Source organism: Deltaproteobacteria bacterium (genome assembly GCA_020845775.1).
GTDB lineage: Bacteria > Bdellovibrionota_C > UBA2361 > SZUA-149 > JADLFC01 > JADLFC01.
Map to the genome: position 1 here is coordinate 11,857 of JADLFC010000001.1, position 21,548 is coordinate 33,404.

At 45.4% G+C, this 21,548-nt stretch carries 14 protein-coding genes and 2 tRNA genes; 9 read left to right on the forward strand and 7 right to left on the reverse strand.

Annotation, left to right across the window (positions count from 1 at the left end):
• Positions 1 to 200 precede the first annotated feature (200 nt).
• Entirely contained in the window at positions 201 to 5,039 is a 4,839-nt protein-coding gene (locus tag IT291_00065) for an NAD-glutamate dehydrogenase (GenBank protein MCC6219617.1), read from the forward strand.
• 7 nt (positions 5,040 to 5,046) lie between these two features.
• On the opposite strand, the gene IT291_00070 is transcribed toward IT291_00065, so the two are convergent.
• Positions 5,047 to 6,369: a glycosyltransferase family 1 protein gene (locus IT291_00070; GenBank protein MCC6219618.1), complete on the reverse strand. Its 1,323-nt coding sequence runs from the start codon at positions 6,367 to 6,369 to the stop codon at positions 5,047 to 5,049.
• 38 nt (positions 6,370 to 6,407) lie between these two features.
• Positions 6,408 to 11,288 (reverse strand): glycosyltransferase, encoded by a 4,881-nt coding sequence (locus tag IT291_00075; protein MCC6219619.1) that lies wholly within the window; start codon positions 11,286 to 11,288, stop codon positions 6,408 to 6,410.
• A 164-nt stretch (positions 11,289 to 11,452) separates the two neighbouring features.
• Here IT291_00075 and IT291_00080 point away from each other — a divergent pair, with 164 nt between their 5' ends.
• Complete coding sequence (locus IT291_00080) at positions 11,453 to 12,307, forward strand: Dna2/Cas4 domain-containing protein (GenBank protein ID MCC6219620.1); 855 nt, start codon at positions 11,453 to 11,455, stop codon at positions 12,305 to 12,307.
• Positions 12,308 to 12,335: 28 nt separating this feature from the next.
• On the opposite strand, the gene IT291_00085 is transcribed toward IT291_00080, so the two are convergent.
• Together IT291_00085 and tatA are read right to left on the reverse strand one after the other, a co-directional pair.
• Complete coding sequence (locus IT291_00085) at positions 12,336 to 13,985, reverse strand: response regulator (GenBank protein ID MCC6219621.1); 1,650 nt, start codon at positions 13,983 to 13,985, stop codon at positions 12,336 to 12,338.
• A gap of 144 nt (positions 13,986 to 14,129) precedes the next feature.
• Positions 14,130 to 14,324, reverse strand: coding sequence for a twin-arginine translocase TatA/TatE family subunit (gene tatA, locus IT291_00090; GenBank protein MCC6219622.1), 195 nt, complete (start codon positions 14,322 to 14,324; stop codon positions 14,130 to 14,132).
• 169 nt (positions 14,325 to 14,493) lie between these two features.
• On the opposite strand from tatA, the gene IT291_00095 reads away from it, so the two are divergent.
• Together IT291_00095 and IT291_00100 are read left to right on the forward strand one after the other, a co-directional pair.
• Positions 14,494 to 15,462, forward strand: a complete 969-nt coding sequence (locus tag IT291_00095; protein ID MCC6219623.1) for an energy transducer TonB — start codon at positions 14,494 to 14,496, stop codon at positions 15,460 to 15,462.
• Positions 15,463 to 15,464: 2 nt separating this feature from the next.
• A complete protein-coding gene (locus tag IT291_00100; protein MCC6219624.1) occupies positions 15,465 to 16,079 on the forward strand; it encodes a hypothetical protein in 615 nt (204 codons plus the stop codon).
• Positions 16,080 to 16,120: 41 nt separating this feature from the next.
• Here the strand turns inward: IT291_00100 and IT291_00105 are convergent, their stop codons facing one another.
• The gene (locus IT291_00105) at positions 16,121 to 16,933 is read right to left on the reverse strand and encodes a ferredoxin--NADP reductase (GenBank protein MCC6219625.1); all 813 of its coding nucleotides are present in this window, start codon (positions 16,931 to 16,933) and stop codon (positions 16,121 to 16,123) included.
• A gap of 148 nt (positions 16,934 to 17,081) precedes the next feature.
• On the opposite strand from IT291_00105, the gene IT291_00110 reads away from it, so the two are divergent.
• On the forward strand, positions 17,082 to 17,375 hold the full coding sequence (locus IT291_00110; protein ID MCC6219626.1) for a hypothetical protein: 294 nt from the start codon (positions 17,082 to 17,084) through the stop codon (positions 17,373 to 17,375).
• Between the two features lie 123 nt (positions 17,376 to 17,498).
• Here IT291_00110 and IT291_00115 read toward each other — a convergent pair.
• Positions 17,499 to 17,572: transfer RNA gene (locus IT291_00115), tRNA-Gln, on the reverse strand.
• 238 nt (positions 17,573 to 17,810) lie between these two features.
• On the opposite strand from IT291_00115, the gene IT291_00120 reads away from it, so the two are divergent.
• From IT291_00120 to IT291_00135, 4 genes are all read left to right on the forward strand, one after another.
• Positions 17,811 to 17,885, forward strand: a tRNA-Glu gene (locus IT291_00120).
• 25 nt (positions 17,886 to 17,910) lie between these two features.
• Positions 17,911 to 18,474, forward strand: a complete 564-nt coding sequence (locus IT291_00125) for a hypothetical protein (GenBank protein MCC6219627.1) — start codon at positions 17,911 to 17,913, stop codon at positions 18,472 to 18,474.
• 88 nt (positions 18,475 to 18,562) lie between these two features.
• Positions 18,563 to 20,005, forward strand: coding sequence for a RimK family protein (locus IT291_00130; protein ID MCC6219628.1), 1,443 nt, complete (start codon positions 18,563 to 18,565; stop codon positions 20,003 to 20,005).
• A gap of 14 nt (positions 20,006 to 20,019) precedes the next feature.
• Positions 20,020 to 21,234, forward strand: coding sequence for a glutamate--cysteine ligase (locus IT291_00135; protein MCC6219629.1), 1,215 nt, complete (start codon positions 20,020 to 20,022; stop codon positions 21,232 to 21,234).
• A 77-nt stretch (positions 21,235 to 21,311) separates the two neighbouring features.
• Here IT291_00135 and IT291_00140 read toward each other — a convergent pair.
• Positions 21,312 to 21,548, reverse strand: a 237-nt coding sequence (locus IT291_00140; protein ID MCC6219630.1) for a hypothetical protein, incomplete at its 5' end; no start/stop codon positions are given.

A 21,548-nucleotide genomic window follows, 5' to 3' on the forward strand; every position in this document is an offset into this window, starting at 1 on the left:
AGTTATGCTTTTACCCAACCCCATCGTATACTTTTCTTTCAGGCAAACTCTTAACTTCTGAACGAGGATAAGTTGCGCTCCACCAGTTAATTGCTATAACAAAGCAAATATTTAAACGGTGGAGTCATATAGAAGGTTTCATGAGTAACTAATGCTGTTATTTTAAACAATTCTACTAGAAATAATCACGAATAATTTTTATGAAAGATGACAGTTGTACGGCGTTTTATGGTGAACAAGTGCAAGAAAAATTAATTGCGTTGCACAATCACATTGCAAAAAGCTTCTCAAGGGAAAACGTGAAAAAGAATCTAGATTTAAAAGAAGACCTATCTAATATTCTGTTTAGGCGAGCACCAGAGGATTTTCTCGAATATAGGAGTGTCGTCACACTTGGCCTGATAGCGGACGAAGCGAGCGCAGTGTTCGAGCAGTTCATTAACGGCACTGACCCGTATCGCTTAGAAGCACAAAGCTTCCCTACAGACAATGAACGCGCAACGGTTACTGCGTTTTTAGTGGCGATGCTTGATAGACCCTTTGTCGTTGACACCATCACTAGCCTGTTTGCGACATACAATTGTCATCCGCGCGTAATGTTGCACCCAATAGTTACTACCGAGCACGGCCAGCAAGTGTCAGTCGTATATTTAGAAGTAGATGCCATAGAATCTCAAGCCACTCTCGACGAAATAATTTCTTCGCTCCATTATGCCATTAGAGATTTACTGGCCATTACGGACGATTACAGCACAATGACTTCGCGCACCGAAGCGCTAGCCAAGTCGTTAGAAGAGAAGAACCCTCACGCTAGAGCACTTAAGGGCGATGCAAAAGAAATTAGCGAGCTACTAAACTGGTTAGTTAACGGTGGATTCGTATTTCTTGGTTACAGGCAGTGGCGCGCCAATGCACCGCGTTTAGATAATGATGGCGAATGTTTTGCCGAAGTACTTCGTGCGGAAGATCTTGGCCTTTTCCATTCTACAAATATTCTAACCTCCTCATCTCTGGACGACCTTACCGAGGATGCCAATTTTATCCTCAATAAACAAGTCATCATGACTTTTGCAAAAACTCTGCACAAGAGCCCCATCCGCAGATCCGACCGGATGAACATTCTTTTGATTAAGACATATTCGGCCGATGGCAGCGCTATAGTGATTCACGGCCTGCTTGGCCGACTAACCTCTCGCACTGCAACGATGGAGTCAGAGACCATACCAGTTATACGCCACAAGCTAGAAGAAATAATTGACCTTGAGGGAATGTTGCCCAATTCCCACGACTATAAGGAAGTTCTTTCCATTTTTGACTCCACACCTAAGTATGAACTCTTACAGTTTAACGTCGAAGCCATCAGACAAAACGTCAATATTATCTTAGGCATACCGCCTCGAGGCGAAACGAAGATAAATTTCTATCGCGATGCGATGAACCGCTCAATTTCGCTGATGGTGGTAATGCCAGAAGAGAGATTTGTTGGCGGGGTTCATATTAAAATTAGAGATTTCATTGAGAGTTCCTTAGGGATAGAGCCAAAATCAACAGAATATCGCTTTGCGAAGACCGAAGGAGCGCTTGCGAGAATTCATTACTTTATACCAAATACACACAACGCCAACCTAGCGATCGATCGATTAGCTTGGCAACGCGAGATAGCGGAGCTAACTCTCACCTGGGACGATCGCCTTTTTTCTCTATTGCGCGCTGCAAGTTCTGAGCAACGCAAAGTAGACGCTGGCCAATTAGCTGCCTTCTACAGCAAGGCATTCCCCCAGCACTACAAGGCGATCACTTCACCGGAGGAAGCTTTTTTCGATATTGGCGTTCTGGAATCCCTAAGCAACGAAAACGCACTACAACTTGCTCTGCGCCATCCGGCACGCGAAGACAAAGCAGAATACTCAGATCTAAAGGTCTTTAAGTTTGGCGGGGGCTTAACGATTAGCTCTACGGTGCCATATCTGGAAAATGCTGGCCTAGAAATTCAGCACGAAACTTCGACTATTATCAAGAAGAAAAACTCCGTGTGGGCCGAAATATATATTTTCCGCATCAGAGCTAAATCTTCTCCAGAGAGCCTAAACGACGAGCGCATTATTAACGATATTTTCTTGCCAGGACTTACCGAAGTGCTATTGGAACGCGCGGAGAACGACGCACTAAACCAACTGATGTTAGTGCCTGGACTAAGCATTTCAGAGGTCGCGTTATTGCGAGCGTTAAAGCGCTACATCCGCCAAATTAACGCATTCGCGACAATGCGTTCGATAATCGGAGCTTTGGAAAGCAACCCGGATCTCGTAAAACTATTGGTAGCGTATTTTCATGCAAAATTCGACCCAAACGCCGATTATGCATGCCAGGCGGAACGCTTGACCAGGCTCGAGAAAATTTCAGCAAGTTTTGAACGAAAGTTAAAAGAAGTAAGTCTATTTGCCCACGATCGCGTATTGAGATCCTTGCTCAATGTACTGCAGGCAACAGTCCGCACAAATTTTTACCACACAGACAGCGACAAGCGAATCGCGCTAAAAATTGAGTGTAAAAAAGTCGAACAAATGCCGAAACCGCGTCCGCTATACGAGGTTTTTATCAGTGCGCCTGATTTTGAGGGCGTCCATCTTAGAGGTGGCAAGATTGCGCGGGGTGGAATTCGTTGGAGCGAACGGCCGGACGATTACAGGACCGAGGTTTTGGGCTTGATGAAAACCCAAATGGTTAAAAATGCAGTAATAATTCCCGTAGGGGCAAAAGGCGGTTTCATCGTTAAAAATCAGCCCACTACTTTTGAAGCTGTTAAGAACTGCTATCGGAGATTTGTTCAGTGCCTCTTGCAAATTACAGATAACATTTCAGATGGCAGAGTTCAGCATCCTGCGTCGCTAGTTGTTTACGATCAGGACGATCCTTACCTCGTCGTCGCAGCCGACAAGGGAACGGCTACTTTTAGCGACTTGGCTAACGAAATCGCGACTAAAGATTTCAACTTCTGGTTGAGCGATGCTTTTGCTTCAGGTGGCAGTTATGGCTACGATCACAAGAAGCTTGGCATAACGGCACGCGGAGCTTGGGAGGCGGTAAAGCATCATTTCCGCGAAATCAATCTAGACTACAATTCGAATACCTTCACGGTTGTTGGAATTGGCGATATGTCAGGAGATGTTTTCGGCAACGGACTCATCTTGAGCAAAAACGCGAAGCTGCTTGCAGCATTTGATCACCGGCATATTTTTATCGATCCCAATCCAGATTCCGAAGCATCGTTTGACGAACGGATGCGCCTTTTTAAGTTGCCCAAGTCTAGCTGGCAGGATTACGACCAGAGTTTGATTAGCAAGGGCGGCGGAGTCTTCGATCGCAACGACAAGGAGATTCGCCTGAGCAAAAAGGCGCAAGTTGCCCTCGGCGTTAGCGCAGAGGCCTTACCAGGTCACGAGCTGGTTCAAGCTATCTTGAAGGCTCCCGTAGACCTATTGTGGAACGGAGGCATTGGAACCTACGTAAAGGCATCATTTGAGGATAACGCCAAGGTTGGAGATCGCACCAATGACGACTGTCGCGTTAGCGCAAGCGACTTGCGCGCGAAAGTAATAGGAGAAGGCGGGAATTTAGGTTTTACGCAGCTTGCTAGAATCGAGTATTCAAAACTCGGCGGACACCTAAATACCGATGCGGTAGATAATTCTGGTGGCGTTAATTGTTCCGACTTGGAAGTAAATCTTAAAATTCTCCTACAACTTCCCCTCAAGCGCGGAGAACTTTCCTTTGAGGATCGAAACGCTTTGCTTACCTCTCTTTCGGAGGAGGTTTGCGAGAAGGTAGTAAACCGCAATCGCCTACAGAGCGAGATCTTAAGCCTCGAAGTACCGCGAAGCCGAAAGCACCTTGAGCAATACAAGGATCTAATCGACTATCTGGAAAATAACGGACCGCTCAAACGAGAAACCGAATATTTACCAGATTACGAGGAGCTTGAAAAACGCGCCCAGTCTAAGAAAGGCTTAACCCGCCCGGAACTTGCTATTTTGATGGCTTATGTAAAGATGGCGCTTTACGACTCAATACTCGCATCAAATCTTCCGGATAATGACTTCCTACAGAAACACTTGGCTGCATATTTTCCGGCCGAAATAAACAGACGCTTTCCAGCTGATGTTTCCAAGCATCCGCTTTGTCGGGAGATCATTGCCCGGCAAGTATCAAACGTGCTGGTAGAGAGGATGGGCATTACGTTTGTGCTTCGCCTAACTCAGGAATTCGCATCTTCGGTCGCCGATATCATTTGCGCCTACTTGCTCGCCACTGAAGTGATTGAGCAGTCTGGCTTTTTAGACGAACTCGACGATCTCAAAAAATCGCACGGCGATGTAAGAGCTCAAAGCAAGGCATCTGTGGCACTTACGTTAGCGGTTGAGGGCATGACGAGATGGTTTTTGCAAAATGGCCTGACGAACGGCCTTTCCTGCACTGAGTGTGCCGCAAGCTACGCCGAAGCTTTTCAACTACTTATGGAGAGCACTAGCGGAATACTTAGCGCGGGCGATAAGTTGCGTTACGACGAAACTGTGGCTCAATTTTTGAGCAGCGGATTCCCCCAAAAACTGGCGAGCATGACTACCTGTCTTTACTACGCTGTTGCCTATTTGGACGCTATAAAAATTGCGTCTTCAACCGCGCTCCCTCCGCTTTCCGTGGCAGCGCTATATGGCAGTTTGGTAGCGGAATTCCAAATTCCCTTTCTTCTTGAGGCGGCTTCAAAACTCGATTCTGCGGACAAGTGGGATGCCTTGGCCATTCGCAGTGTAACTACGCAGCTTAGAAGCAACGTATGCCTGCTGGTTAAAGACGTAATTAGGCAAACCGGTTGTGCAAGCGGCGAGGCCATATCGAGCTATCTAGCCAATAGGAGCAAGCTCGTTACTCATTACAAAAAAACGATCGCGGAATTTCGCATATCTACGAACTCACTCGCGTCGCTCTTGGTAATAGCAAACGAGTTGTCAGCAATCGCGACAAGAGAGGTAATGGCTTAGCAAAAGATTAGTTTTGTCTGCTATTTGTGCTGCTATTTAGCAAGACATCTGCTAAGCGATGGTGAATGCTGTCCGTCATTTTCGGAGCTTCTGCTAAGAGCTTTTCAGGTTCATGGGAAATTTCTCTCGCCAGCGCGAACGCTTGTTCTATGAGACCATGTTCTAATAGACTGGCTACTAGACTAACGGCTAGCGACGTGTCGTGACATGAGTATTGATAGATTTCACAAACGAAGTTCAGTGCTTCAAGATTTAGCCCTAGTTCGCGCAGAAGATAGTTTGTCAAATGCACGGCATTTATAAATCCGTCGTTTACAACTTCGTTTACTTCTGCACTTTTTGACAGTCCTTCGGCCGCTGCTTTGACGAATAACTCGTACACTCGTGGGCTTCTTCCACGCGCCATTTTTGCAGACGTCAAGTACGCGATTGCGGCACAATAGTGCCTACACGAGTTTTGTTTCTTTTCAAGAGAAAGAAGTATGCGCTCCAGATCTCGTCCTCGCTTTTTGGCCGTGTGCCGCTCGATTATTGTTTTTCGCCCCGCCGCGGCGATTTTCTCTCGCTCGACTTCGTTCTCGAGGTAGTAGCGGATTTTATTCGCCGCATCTTCTGCATCGCCATCCTCATAGACAACTAACTCCTTGCCAATCTCAAACAACTCGCCTAAGCCGTTTTCCGTATTTGTAGTTAGCATAAAGGCACCGCACATCATGCCCTCAAACACTCTAAAATTGACATCCCGCTTTACCGCCTGGTTTACTACAATTCGCGAGGCTGGATAGATATCGCGATAGCGCCCCTCACTGGCATCGATCTCTACATCGACCAACTCCCGCAGTTTTTTAAAAAACTGCACCCTTTTGGGATGAGCTCGCGAACACAAGTTACCACGAAATGACACCTCGCATGTCTTTTCGCTCTTAGGCTCGATAGAAACTGGAGCCCACAGCGGGAACCACGTCACGGAGTTATTGAACTTTTTAAACTCTGGTATGTAGTCCTTCTGGGCCACTAACGTCTCATCAAAGGCACATGCAAAGTGCGAGTGCCAAGCACTATGATGATGCGCATCGACCGAAAAAAAAACCTTTGGTATATCGCATTTCTCTAAGCCTAGAACAGTTATCGGACCGCTATCGTCGTAATATATTAAACAGTCTGGATAAAAACCCGCGGGCATCTGCGCGAGAATCTCTTCGATGTGCGTGCCAGGTCGCGCTATGCAAATGTCCGCCCCTTTTGAACGCGACGCTGCAGAGATAACTCTATGCCCCTGAGCGCGCAATTCTTCCTGAAACCATAGCTGGTTTAGCAAGACTATCGACAATGGAAATTTTATTTTTCCAAGCATGGCGACATAATGAACTATATTCCAAGCCGCGCTCCATCTACCGAGCCAGCCGCGATCCTGTCAATTAATTCTCTAGCCAGAGCGTGTTGTGGCTCAAAAATGAGAATTTTACTTAGCTGTGCAAGTGCCTTTTCCCTCTGTCCCTGAAAATATAGAGCACCTGCACTAGCATATAAAATAGACACATTTGCCGGGTGAATATCTAGATAAGCGGCAAGAGCAGCCTCAATTTCCCCTACCCTATTAAGTTTGTACCCAACTTCAACAACTCCGAGAATAGCTCTCATGTTTTCGGGATTTACGTTTAGTGCTTCTCGAAAATAATTCCACCCTTGTTCCAAATTGCCTTCCCGCACGAAGCATAGCCCGAGTCCCGCCAAGCTAGCATCATTGCGAGAGTGCTTCTCCACAGCAGTTTGAAAATTCCTTTTGGCATCTTCCCATAAACCCTTTTCGGCTGATATGACCCCTCGCCCGGTCAAAGCACGAGAGGCATAAATCTTATCGTCCATAACCAACGCAAACTCGCGCTCAGCCAAATCAAGCTGGCCCGCGTGTGCGAGACACTCAGCTTTTAACACTCGCGCCAGTGCCCGCTGAGAAGACGATGCTTCACCAGATATTACTATTCTCTCTGCTCCGGCAATTGCTCTTTGCAACTCTCTGCTTCCCTTTAACTCCTCGACCTCCCGCAATAGACACTCGATTTCATCCGAATGTCTCAACACGATATTATCCTCCGCCGTTCCCTTTGCGATACCATTAGTCTCAATTAATGTTTTTAGCTCTAATGCGTTTTCGTGGCCGGGGTCTCTTAGCAGTATGCAATCGACGGTCTTGCTCGCAGCCGCGTACTTTCCTTGCTTAAAATAACATCCGGCCAGGCAGTAGCGAATTTCTAAATTGTCGGGATTATGCTCCAGACATCGCGCTACTATCCTCTCAAGCTCTACCAATTCATTAAGTGGATAGGCGATATTTACGACCTGGAGCAGTATGTTTACATCATCTGGGGCCCTTTCGCTCGCCGCTTTGCACTTTAAAAACGCCTCGCGCGGCTTCCCGTCATATAGTTCGCATAAACCTAAACCCGCGTAGGCTCTGGCATCATTAGCATCTAGGTCGATTGCTATCTCAAAGGCTCTCCGTGCAAGTTCGAGATTATTTTCCTCCAGCGCCGCAATCCCTTTTCCCCTATAAGCTCGCCCACACTGAGAGTCTATCGCTATGGCGCGGTCATATCTCTCACGTGCCCCGATAACATCTTTGCCCCTTAACAAGTTATCCGCCTGCTCGCATAGCGAGGCGGCCTGAGATAAATTCGGCCGCTCGACAATCGCCGTAGCAATCTTAGACACGGCGCTTTGAGCAGTTTCTGCTGTCCTTTGAACCTCCTCAAGCGACCTCTGGATAGTATGCACTGGATCACTATTGCTCCAGGATGATAGCTGATAGCTACTTCGACTACCAGCTCGAGCACAAGATAGCACTCTATCATAAAGGGCTTGAATTGCTTCTGCCGTATTGCTCCACGTGCAATTTGCCACCGATTCTCTAAGGCCTCTACGCATCGGTGCGTAGTAAGCTGCAACTATGGCGTTCGCGATGCCGTCAATGTCGTCGGGCTTGCAGTAATAAGCACTCTCGCCGAAATAGTCTCTGGCCGTTCCGAAATCAGTTACCACGATATTAGTTCCAAGACGCGCAGCCTCCATAGAGGCAATGCCGGGGAGTTCATACCAACTTGCGAGCGCGTGAACTCTTGCTCCGCTATATGCACTCGCCAGCATCTGTGGCGTCACTCGCTCAAGGAATACTGTCCGCCCCAGTCGCCTAAATCTACGACAAGCTTCCTCGTAATCTGGCTGATAGGTAAAACCTCCAGTCGCAAATACCAGCGTCAAGTCGCTGTCTTCCAACGCCCTTAAAATACTAAGCTGATTTTTCCTGGTTTCTAGCCTTCCAACGCACAACACAAAGTCCTTGATGCCGGTCTCACGGAAAAACATATTTCCAGCATCTCCCTCCCCCTCTAAATCGCAACCCCATTTACACACGGCGATGTCAGCATGTCGTGGATAATCTCGCTCGATAACCGCCTTTTCGTGCTCACCTGATACTATTAGAGCCTCAGCATTCTCGGCAACCCAGGCATTGTTGTAACTGCCGCTGGGTTTACTCCTCTGCGCCAACTCAAACAGGGATTCCCACTTATCTCTTTTTTGACCAACTTGAATGTATCCCCTCAAGACCTCATAATGGGCAAGCATTTGGTTATAAAACCGCGGCAGGTCCTCATATAGAGCACTCACTATAAACGGCACGCCGTTTTCGCTGGCTTTTTTCGCATAACTCTCTGTGACCTGTGGAGTTGCAAAATTATAAAGGTGAACCAAGTCATACTCCTTGGGGTCTTTTCTGCCATCCAAGTCAACATCGACCACTAGTCCCCGTTTGATTAGCTCTTGGCGAACTCGTTCCATCAACACGGTATCGCCTCCAGGATGCGTTAGTGCGTTACTGCGATTTTGCATTAGGATTTTCATAGCTCTTCCCCGCTGAGTAAAAGATTGATCCTTTCGGTGCTGATTGTCTCGTTTGCTTTCATCCACCCATTTGCCGTTATCGGCTGCTACCTCTCGGCATAATTGCAACACCGCGCCCGCTACATTCTCCCAACAATATTGCCTAGCCCATTTGACGGCGTTCTGGCGCAGTTCGTTGTTTAACACTTCGTTCGACACCACGGCCTCAATTGCAGTAGTTAGCGGATAGCCAGCCGTAACGTGGAACACCGCATCTTGCATTCGAGCAAAGGCCGGGGCTGTCGACGTAACTATTGCTGCCCCGCACCCGAGCGCCAACGCTATTGCGCCGGAGGCCTCGAAATAGTTCGAGCGATAATTCATAACTACCGCATCGGCTATACTGAGGTAATCAGTAACTACTGATTCATCTACAAATTCTCCTAGAAAAGTGACTTGTCCACTTAATCCATTGCTGCTTACTAGCTCTCTTAGGTAGCTGCTATAAGCATGGCCGTTAGGATCCTCCTTATGTGGCTCACCAATAATATAAAGGTGGATATTCGGCAAACGCCTTTTTAAATCAGCTATGGCCTTAATCACCTCATCAATTCCCTTGTGTGCCTGGATGAATCCAAAGCACACGACTGTGTTTTCACTAAGCGGGACATTGCGACGAATGCGCACCTTATGTCTCGCTTCTTTTGAGACATCCGAAGCAACAGCTTTCACACCGTGTTCTATAACCACCACATTGGCCGGCTCAGCCCCGTTTGCAATCACTTCGAGCCTATTTTCTGCAGTATGAACTATTACTTTTGACGAAACAGCAACTAGCGCGGCGAGTCCGTCGTCAATTGTAAAGGGATTGTGGATGTGCGAAATGGTCTTAACGCCATAGGATTTGAGCTTCAACAGGAACTTTGCGAATTCCGGTTGTTTAAAAAACCTATAGTGACAGTTTAGGTAGAGTATGTTTATTTTTTCTGCTTTGATTACTTGCTCTAACTCGACAAAGTCCGATGCGTTTCGCTTCCAGCAACGCTTAACAAAGGGTTCGTCGGGTTTAGTGAGACTATTATCGCTAGTTTCTTCCGCAAGAACCGCATAGCTTACGTCACCAAAGTGACTTAGCAAGTGAGACGCATACGTAGCTAAGCCGCAACGCTGATTAAAAGTGCTTAGTATCCCAATTTTTGGTTCAAGCAGTTCGACTTGTGGCGCTCTTTGTCCTGCACTGATGCACTTAGAAGCGGAGCTTGCCGCACGATTGTCTTCCTCGCATTCTCTAATTACGCACTCTATTTCTAGAGCGGTTTTATCCCAACTATATTTTGGCCTCATTAGTTCCAGGCTTGCTAGGCTCATTTTTCGCAAAACTTCTGGATTTGCAATGAGCTGGCGAATTTCTCGAACTAGACTATCTACCGATATCTCCTCTAACAGTTTTCCGGTAACGCCATCCAAGACTATTTCGCCCATGCCACCGTTTTTGGCGGTTAAAGCCGGAAGACCTGTACTTTGAGCTTCAGCGACTGCTAGTCCGAAGGATTCAAAGTATATGGATGGGGACACCAATAAGCCAGCCTCACTAAAAGCCTTTGCGATGACTGCTTGTTGCACTGCGCCATGAAATGTGAGGCCAGAAACGGCCTTTTCAACATCGCTCACATTAAAGTAATCACCTCTCCCCCAAAGAGCAGCTGAGCCATAGATATCCAGTGTCAGTTGTGGGAAGAATCGTTTAAGTTGGATAAAGGCTTCAAGGAGCAAATGAACGCCCTTATCTATCACTAAGGCTCCGACAAACACTAATCGTTGATAATTTCTGGTATCGGCATCGCCTGGTAAAAATGTCTCGAGGTCTACGCCATTTTGCACCACTACAATGTTGTCGGCTCTACACCCGGCATCGACCATGCCTGCTTTTTGTGCTTCTGAAACGCAGATTACCCTATCGGCAACGTTTCCTATCACTGCGGCTTGCACGCCAAAAGCCGTTGCCGATGGTTCGTGGGTGATAAACAGCCGCGATAGCACTTGGGATTTATAGCGGCTCTCTAGCAAAGCTTGCCCTCGACAGGCTACTATTAAGTTAAAATTCGGCAGGGCATTCGGACCACGTTCAAGAGTCTCAAAAACGCGAGTTGTATCGAAGTTTTCCGAGAAATCTATAAAAGTTACGCCTCTTGCGCTTATAGAAGTTGCTCCATTGACGTTTGAGAGATTTGCCGCCACAAATACCTTATTGCCTCGCCTAGCAAGGGCTGTAGCGAGCATTACTGTTGCAGTCTCTGCTCCAGCATTTGCGCCCAAGGGGTCCAATGGGTGATCCTTGTGAAATATAACTATTGGAGCTTTAGCTGGCATATTAGTAGCTAATGACTAAGCGTCTACAAAATGGGTTTTCGGTTACTCACATGTTTTTTTTTACAGTCCGTTTTGTTAGGATGGCTAATAATTATAAATGGATGCAGCTCGCCAACGCCTGCAACTCAGCAATTCGCTACTAATCACTGCGGTATTATGTATCAATGACGGAGGAAAGGTCGCTTGTATTGATATCTGATGCCGAGGTTGGCGACTATGCTGTCTGCCCCGAAAGCTGGCGACTAAAGTACGTCGATAAAAAGTTGTTTAGGCGGACTGAGCGCAGTGCCACCACACAGAAACAGCGCAGTAATTGGGTTAAGGTTCAGGATTTATCCACACAGCTAAAGCGGTATGCCGGCATTGCCTATGGTCTTTTAGTCATATTTGTCTTCGTCGTTTTTTTACTAGATCGGCACAATGAGCTGCAAGAGGACAGTATAATATACAAGGCTAGTAACTTATGGAGCGAATCGAATGGTCATCATTGGGATAGAATATATATTATCATTATTATTCTTGGAGTAATAATTTTTGTATGGGATCTATTCGATCGCAAAAGCAAAGTCTCAAAAAAAGAGGCGGGAATTGATGAAAACGCTAGAGCCTTAGCAGTAAAAGACAGCTCGCTTATTCCGGAACGACAATATTTGTCTGAAGAAAATGGATTATCGAGCAAACCCGATGCTGTTTATAAAATAGATAAGCACATTATCCCTGTAGATCGATACACCAGTACGAACAAGGTGCGAGACAGACATGTCCTTAGGCTACTACTTCACATGCGCCTCATAGGAGACGTCGATGGGATTGAGCCACCTTATGGATTATTGATTATGGGCCCCAAGGCGAGGACGGTTCGCATCGAAAGCAACGACGAGCGCCGAAGGTGGCTAGATTCGGTAATTGCCGAGATGAGAGCAATTATCGACGGAGTTCCTGCCGAACCCTTGCCATCAGAAGTGAAGTGCCTTCATTGCGACGTTAAGAGCATCTGCAAATTTCGCTTTAGCAAGTAAATAATTGACGCCGATCGAGCACAAGGCCTCACTTGCTTAGTAGTTTTTGGACTCGTTTTAGCAGCACCTTGCGATTGACGGTTTTTGAGCAATAATCGTCGGCACCAACTTCAAGCAAATTGCATTCCGCATCGGAACCACCCACTGCGGTTAATATCAGAACTGGAAGGCGTTTTAGTTTTTCTGAAGCGCGCAGCTCTTTTACAAACTGTTCGCCATTCATGATTGGCATCATGAGATCGCATACGACGATGTCTACGGGCTTAAAATCCAGTATCTCGAGGGCCTCTTTGCCGTTAGTGGCCTGTAGAATTTCATACTGTTCTTTTTGAAAAACTATTTTTAGAATTTCCATCTGATCGCGATCGTCCTCGACGAGGAGAACGCGCCGCGAACCCTTTGTCGAAGCAGCAGAATCGACAAAAAACTCATCTCCCACTGAGCTTAGGGCCGCATTAATTTCTCTATCTATAGGGGTCTCATCGCTATCCGATTTACTGCTCGCTATAGAGGCTACAAATGCGCGGCTAATATCGGCGACGACCCCAAATAGTTCTTCAAAACTCGTATGCCCATGATATACCTTATCCAGGCCATCTTCCATTAGGCTCCTGGCGCCCTTGCGATAGGCAATTTGCGTAATATCTGTAATGGACTTGTCTTCACGCATCTTTTGGCGCATCTGTTCGTCTACATATACAAGGCTATCGAGGCCAATGGTGCCCTTATACGCTAGTTCCCCACACTCGCTGCAACCTCGTCCAAAGAGATACGTCCTGTTTTTAGCAGGCCTAATTGCCATAGGAAGTCGCTCTAATAGTTTTGGATCTGCCGCAGACGAGCGGGCGCAGGCATGACAGACCCGGCGAACGCGCTTATGCACGTAGGCCAGCCTAAGAGCCGAAAAATACTGCTGCTTCAGATCACGCGAATCGCCCAGTAAACCAGCGAAGTTAAAAATCATCTCGACAGGATCTTGCGAGGCCAGGCTAACTACGACTAAGTTCCTAGTCGCCTTTTCTAAAGCATCTACTGCCTTGGTAAAAGAATGAACATTGTGAAACAATAAAGCATCAGGCCTGCACGCCAAAGTTCTTGCGCCTGCACTCACAGCAGCAGATCGTTCACCATCACTGACTAAGACAATACCGGTTGCTTGACTTAGGCCTTGCTCAAAAAACTCCTTATTCCGCTCGCTAACTCCGTCCAGCGTAAGAGACATTCCGTGCGGGTGCTCGAGTACTCTAAGCTTTAGCACATCAACTTCTTCGCCATCTTGCGCCTGGCTATCAATTGCAATATCGATAAGCAATTTTCCATACTGCTTGTTGTCAATAGCTAATCGCTTAGACCTGTTTTGGTTCGTGCACCAAAGTACGTCTCCAGGATCCGGCCAATAAACGGCGCGAGCTAGCACCACATCTCTCAGCAAGGGAAAAAATTCAGTACTAACTTTAAAAACATCGATTGGAGAAGAATCCCTATTGGTTCTAAAACAAACGGACTTGTAAAATTGAATCTCAAGTGCTTCGGTGCTGTGTGCAAAAACTACCTCTTTTGCACTATTCGCAACGAGTCTTTGAAGTAGCCCTTCAAAACATTTTACGGCCTGAAGCGAGTCAGCATAAAAACGCGATAGCCGTAAAGAAGCAGTGCCAGTATCCGCCTTTGATCCCATAAATAGCCCTAAAAACAGAGTGCTACTTAACTTAATCGGCGAATAAGCGGCTTAGCTTGAAAGCCTAGCAAGAATCTTTATTAGGACATTCGCTATCTAGCCTAAAGGCCTATAACAAAAGGCTTTTTTTAATATTGATATTATTTAGCTGGATTTAGATTCCTCCTCCTTGGTCTCCTTTGGCGTTACGTCCAGCATCTTTGCATCCTTGTAACTCTTCTTAAAATTCTTTATGCCCTCTCCTAAAGCTCCACCCAATTCTGGCAGTTTCCCGACGCCAAAAACGATTACTATTATCACTAATATTATCAATAACTCCGAGGTGCCAAGACCAAACACTTTAATTCCCCTCCATAAGCTACTATTCGATACCGTTTGCAAAAAGTAAGTGAAATATTTTACTTTTTGCAAACGGTATTAGTTGTTTATTACAGTTATGCGCCACTATATAGACCATCGAATGGACAGCCAAGCACACTCTAACACAGCCTTCGCTACAGCATTATTTATGTCAGTAATGCTTCACGGCTGGATATTATACGTCGTGCCTGTACAAAAAGACATAGGAAGTGCAAAATCCCCTATTATCTCATTAATTAAGCTTAAGTCGGAACGAATTGATGCAAACGACCCACAGCAAATAGTTTCGCTCCCCAAGGAGGACGACTCGCAAGTGAGTACTACAGCTAAATTTCTTAGCGATGAGAATCGTTTTACGAAGCGAGAGCAAATAAAGCGCGGGATGCCATCAAAAGTTACTAATCCCTCGCCAGCTATCCCGTCAACAAAGGCTTCTAAGATAAGCAAAGCTGTTAGCAAGGGAACAGAAGGTGCAGATAGAATTGCAAAAAAAAATAAGCAACCGAGCCTAAAGCTCGAGGATACGTCTGTTCTCGCCAGCTTATCCGATAAAGGCCATTTAAGACCGACTAAGAATGATAAAACTGCAACCAAAACGACAACGCTTAAGAGCAATGCGCAGCTAATGGCTAGATATCAACCTTTTTCTCATGGAAACTCAGCTAATTACCTTAGCGGTGACGGTGGTCAGCCAGATTTTTTGCCAAACATTCCCGACGGGGATATCACCTTTTTAAACACCAAAGCTCATCGCCACGCCGTTTTTGTGCGGCGCGTTGCAACGCAAGTGTTTGCTGCACTTAAACAGACGAGCGAAAGAAATCTCGCACCTAGAGATCTGCGAAATATTAGTTCTTTTGCAACTGTTGACGCGATGCTTTCCCCGACTGGCGAACTAATATCAGTTACGCTGACAGATTCCTCTGGAAGTCGAGCGTTTAACGACTCATTGCTTAAAGCTGCTAAGAGAGGCGCCAGGGATCAAAATCCTCCTTCCGATGTCGTGGCATTAGATGGTAATATTCACTTTATTTTCAAGGCGCGCACCTGGAGTCGTTTTTCCCCTGATAGTCTACATGAGCAGCGCTGGATATTATTAGCAACGGGATTACTTTAACAATGAACCTCAAATATTACACAGTCGGTATATTCACTGTCGTCGTTTTTACATGCAGTTTAGCATTTGCCGAAGACACAAAAGTTCACTACTACGTTCAAACGCCTGGGCAGCGGGTATTAAGTAGCCCGAATGGAGAAGAATTGGCCATTGCTAACCAGCGAACCCCTGTAGAAATTCTCGAAGAAAAGGATGGCTGGGTTAAGGTTAGCATTACGGGCTGGATGAGGGATGCGTCGCTAGCGAGCAATTTAAGCGCACCCATGCCAAGCGATAAGCCTCTGCAACCGGTCGAACATTTAAGAATTGTAGGTTTTGATGTTAAGCATATCTCGAGAAAAGAGTCTGGGAATCCGTCAAAAGTTATATTAACCATTCAGATTAAAAATTTGCAGAAGACAACTATTGGAAAGTGGGATGCTATTTTAATCGTCCAGGACGCAAGTGGCAACCTGCTCTTTCGCACGCGCATAACTCCCGAAAAAACAAGAATGACAGCCGGCGAAACTGCGGAATTTAGCTATTTTTGGATCTACGGACAAGAAATCTACGACCACCTAGCGTCGAAAGATAAGAATGACCTTAAACTCCTACTCCACAACGTGGTTCTCGAGTGATTTTTTTAGCTGATTTCTCTCCTAGCTTATTTTGGCATTGATTACCAATATCGCTCAAAGTGAATGTTGCCAGGCATCTTTCGGGAATGCTTTGAGAAGCCTTTGCTTTCCAGACTCGAGCTTACCACCTCTATCATGTCTGGATTGCCACACATAAACACCTGACACTTGTCAGCACTTAAAGAGTCCCCTACCAATTTCTCGTAAACGCTGTCTTCTAGGAGCGTTTGAACTCGTCCGCGATGCCCTGCCCAGGTAGAACCTTGTGGTTCGCGCGTAACCGTAGGAATATAGACGACGCTCTTATCTTCGCGGCTCACTGACGTTAGCTCTTCGCGATACCCTAAATCACCAGAAACGCGCGCCGCATGAATTAAGACAAGTTTCTCCCAGCGATTTTGCCCCCTGTAGTGTCGCAACATTGAGATAAAGGGAGCTATCCCGGTTCCAGTCGAAATCATCACTAGATGTTTTCGAGCTGGAATTTCTTCCATCGTAAACTTACCCTTCATCTTGGGCCCTATCCACAATCTATCCCCTTCAGCCAGCTCATAAAGCCTTGGAGTTAGTCGCCCTTCCGGAACTAATACCAAATAAAACTCTATGCCCTCCTTATCTCGCGGGCTGGAAACTATAGAATACTGCCGACGCACGAAACCACTCGACTTAACCTCAGCAGGTTTATCACTGCTTGTAGAGCACTGCTCCACCGGCAAGAAAAGGCCAAGTTCTGCATACTGGCCCGGCAAGAAATTGATAAGCGACAAATCGTCCGGCTTAAGCCGGATTGTCCAAAGGCCAGCGTTAATTACTCGCTTGTAAGTGATTGTAGAGTTGAGTTCATAGGGACCCAAAGCAAACCTCCGCGCTTAATTAGGGGCTAACAACTACAAAGCCTGAACATTTTTTTTCATACTATAATCGATCTAGACATCATTACAAAGCTCTAATTTTAGGCTATAATTAGAATTACTTGGCTATATAGCACAAACCACAAGCAAAATGACGAAATCCTACATTGATGAAAAAGATGCGCCTAGTCTTAAAACGATTAACGAGCGGCTTGCCGTCACCGACGACCACTCGAATAACATTCGAATTGTTCACCCCGATGACCTTCGTAGGCTAGAAAGAGAAGACAAGAGTACGCCAACGATGTTTATTTTTATTGCGATTACTGCATTTATTTGCCTTGTGGATGGCTTGTATCTTTTTGGGATCATTGAAAGGATAAGGCGCGGAATCGAGACTTTTATGGCGCACGTCCCAGAATATATCGACAGGCTTCTTAGCTAAACCGTTTTCAAAAAGTAGGTAAGTATTTTACTTTTTAGAAACGGCAGTTGTTGTTTATTGGCAAGTGCTTACGCACTTGCTGTTTATACCATTTACAAAAATCCTTTTTCTAAATGCTATAAATGGCTCGCCCACAAGGACTCGAACCTCAATTTCCAGAGTCAGAATCTGGCGTGCTACCATTACACCATGGGCGAACAAACTAGGCGCGCTGAGAGGCGCTGATACTTAAACCGGGGAATATAGTATTTTGCTTACTTTGTGTAAATGGAGCTATCAAAAAACAGTTCTCCTCCCACCGCACTGCGGAGCCAATAGATTTTTTTATTTCATCCAAAAGAAAGCCTTTTATTCTTAATAATAACGTATTATAAGTATACGTCTTTAGCACCTAAATTATTTAAGAGCTAAACCATGCTTTTTATCGCATAGCTTGGCCCCTTCGTCTAGCGGTTAGGACAGCGGCCTCTCACGCCGCAAGCACGGGTTCGATTCCCGTAGGGGTCACCATTTTCTTGAGGGTATCTTTAACGGCATGTACTTTGGTCAAGAAACTAGGCGAAGCAGCAGAAACCAAAAAGTCGTTGAAATTAAAGTAAATGAGCTTAAGCAGCTTTTCGACGAAAGGGATCCAGCACCTTTTCGCGAAAAGGATTTGGACGACGATGCGGTAAGCTATATAGTATCGTCTGTCCAGGACATTTCTCCTGAAAAAGTCGAAAAACTACTCATCCACGTAAACAAGGAAATGCACACTGCTGTGCAAAAGGAAGATGCTATTAAAGCTATTCACGAATTTTTTCTATACGAAAGCGAGCAAATGGCTAAGAAAATCAGGGCCGAACTGCGCGTAGGCGTAAAATCCCTTATCATTGGGGCCGCATTCCTAACAATTGCCGTTTCTTTTGCTCTATTAATACCGGAAAATACAAAGTCATTTTGGCCTCTCTTCTTTAAGGAGGGTCTTTTCCTGACTGGCTGGGTTTCGATGTGGAAACCCATTAATATTTTTCTTTATGAATGGTGGCCTTTATACGATATTAAAAAGACTTATATATGTCTTTCAAACATTAATATCGATTTTATTGAGGCCCCCTAAAATGGCGCTGGCCCATAGGTGGTGAATGAAATTTTTATGCTTGTCCTTTCTTGTTTTTTCCTAATCATGAGACTCTGTACCTAGGCAGATGAAGACCGTCATAATAGTCAACAAAAAATCAGATATCGATTTCGATGACGCCCAAGTGGACATTCTCGAAGCCGATGAATATCTCGTTAACGCAAACCACTTGCGGCATTCGGTTCGCGTATTTAATCTTTGTCGCGACTTGTCGTATTGCAAAAAAGGTTACTATGTATCCTTAATCGCTGAGGCAAGAGGGCATCGCCCTTTACCTAACGTGCTAACGATGATGGATCTGCAACTCCAGTCCGTCACCCGCTTTATAGCTGAAAACTTTGAACTGCAACTAGAAAAACTCTTCTCGTCCATAAGCAGTAACACATTTGAGCTTAGCATCTATTTTGGGCAGAACCTCGCTCAGAAGTACAACCAACTTAGCAGACAAATTTTTTCGCAATTTAAAGCCCCTTTAATGCGGGCCTTCTTTATCAAAAAGGGTGGTTTTTGGAGCATTCAGCGCGTTAAAGTCCTTTCGCTAAAGGACGTTCCAGAGAATCACAAAGAATTCTTATATTCTGCAATGCGCAATTACTTTGCCAAGAGCAATTCCATTTCCAAACGTCGAAAACTTACGCGCTATGATTTAGCAATTTTGCTGAACCCAGAAGAAAAACATCCTCCGTCGGATCGCGGTGCAATAAAGAAATTTATTTCTGCTGCACAAGATTGTCGCATAGCAGCAGAAATCATTACCCCAAAAGATTTGCCACTATTGCCACAATTCGATGCACTTTTTATTCGAGAAACTACAAGTGTTACCGATCACACGTTTCAGTTCGCACGCCTTTCGGAAGAAGATGGCTTAATATGCATCGACGATACCACTTCTATTCTGAGATGCTGCAATAAGATTTATCTAAACTATTCACTGCAAAAGCGCTGCATTCCAATTCCAGCAACTCAAATCATTGCCAAGGGAACCGATCTATCTTCGTTGAAACTACCCTTCCCCATAGTAGTAAAAAAGCCAGACAGCGCATTTTCTCTGGGAGTAAAAAAAGCCGAAGACAAGGATGAACTACAAGATATTTGCAAGGAATATTTCAAGCATACTGACCTAATTATTTGCCAAGAGTTCATGCCCACAACTTTTGACTGGCGCATTGGCATAATAGATGGCGAACCCATTTATGCATGTAAATACTACATGGCAAGAGACCACTGGCAAATAATTAACCAGTCTAAAACAAAAATGGATTCTGGCGATGTCGATGTATCCTCCATTGGAGACGCACCTAAGGAGGCTATAAAACTTGCCATAGAAGCCTCGCGATGCATAGGAAACAGTTTATATGGCATAGATATTAAAGAAAAAAATGGGAAATTTTATATTATTGAAGTAAATGACAATCCAAGTATCGAAAAAGGGTATGAAGACAAGATTGCCCAGGACTACCTATATCGCCGCATCATGGAAACCTTCTACAAACGCCTGGAAATGAGGTAGTTTATCGACACCCGATGGGAGCTTACAAACTTCTTGAAGTTTTCGGCATTGAGTTAGAGTACATGATAGCAGACAAGCTATCATTAGATGTTATGCCAATTGCCGACAAACTATTTATGGCAGCATCTGGCTCATTCCTCGACACCGTAGAGAGAGGAATAATTGATTGGTCAAACGAGCTAGCTTTGCACGTAGTCGAACTTAAAAATCCCCTGCCATCTAAAAATGTCTTGGATCTCTGCTCTGCGTTTAGTGATGAAATTAATACTATCGATTCATACCTCGACAAATTTGGCGCAATCTTGTTGCCGTCTGGAGTTCACCCTTGGATGAATCCGGAAAGAGAAACTAAGTTGTGGCCACACGACGGTGGAGAGATTTATCGCACCTACGATAGACTCTTTGGATGCAAACGCCATGGGTGGGCAAATCTCCAGAGCATGCACGTGAATTTACCCTTTGGCAATGAGAGCGAATTTGAACAATTGCACTCTGCCATTCGCTGCATATTGCCCCTCATTCCGGCTCTTTCGTCTAGTTCTCCCATTATAGATGGCCAAGTAAGTGGGATTCACAGTAACCGCTTGCAACACTACCTAAAAAATCAAAAAAAGATTCCATCGATTATGGGCCTTGCGATACCGGAACGCATATCTACTAAGCAGGAGTACGGCGACAAAATTCTTCAGCCGATGTATGCTGACATTGGGGAAATAGACGCTTCGGGCTTACTAAAAAACGAGTGGCTAAACTCGCGAGGGGCAATAGCTAGGTTTGACCGAAATTGCATTGAAATTCGCCTTTTCGATGTGCAGGAAGCGCCGTTTATAGATTTAGCTATAGCGGAATTTTGGATAACCACCTTAAGACACATAATACTCGGCAAATTTTGCGACTTCAATAGAGTGCGCAGCTTAGAGACGATGCGACTACGAGAAGTATTGGATGCCACTATTAGAGACGGCGAAATGGCACAAATAAGCTATGGCGAATTATTAAATATATTTGGCCTAAATAATCCCTGTACCGCTTTTCAATTATTAGAAACTATTCTCGAAAAGGTCTCTTGCTGTAATGAAAATGTTTTATCTGTAATCACATACATATTGAGGCACGGCACTCTTTCTACTCGTATTCTCAGGCGCTATCGCGAAAGCGGCAATCTAGTAAAGACATTTTTACCCCTATCAGAGTGCCTGCGAAACGGCCAGTTTTATGAAGCGTACTGACTAGAAGTTCATCCAACAATCATCCGAAAGAGCATAAATGTCAGATGAACCATAGTCAGTACAAGCCCACCTAGCTCCTAGTTAACGCCACAACGACTGTCTTGGCTGCTGTAGATTTTAATAGAAAAGACGTACCCAGTATCGGTCACAGGATCCCTTCGATTCCAACCGTCTACAGCGCTAATCCATTTGTCTCCAATACACCACGGGTCAAACTGATGCATGCCCTCTTGGTTCCAGGGATTTGACTCAACAGTGGCGATTTCATCACTTACTAACTCATTAGCCCTTAAGATTGGGCCTTGATCGATTTC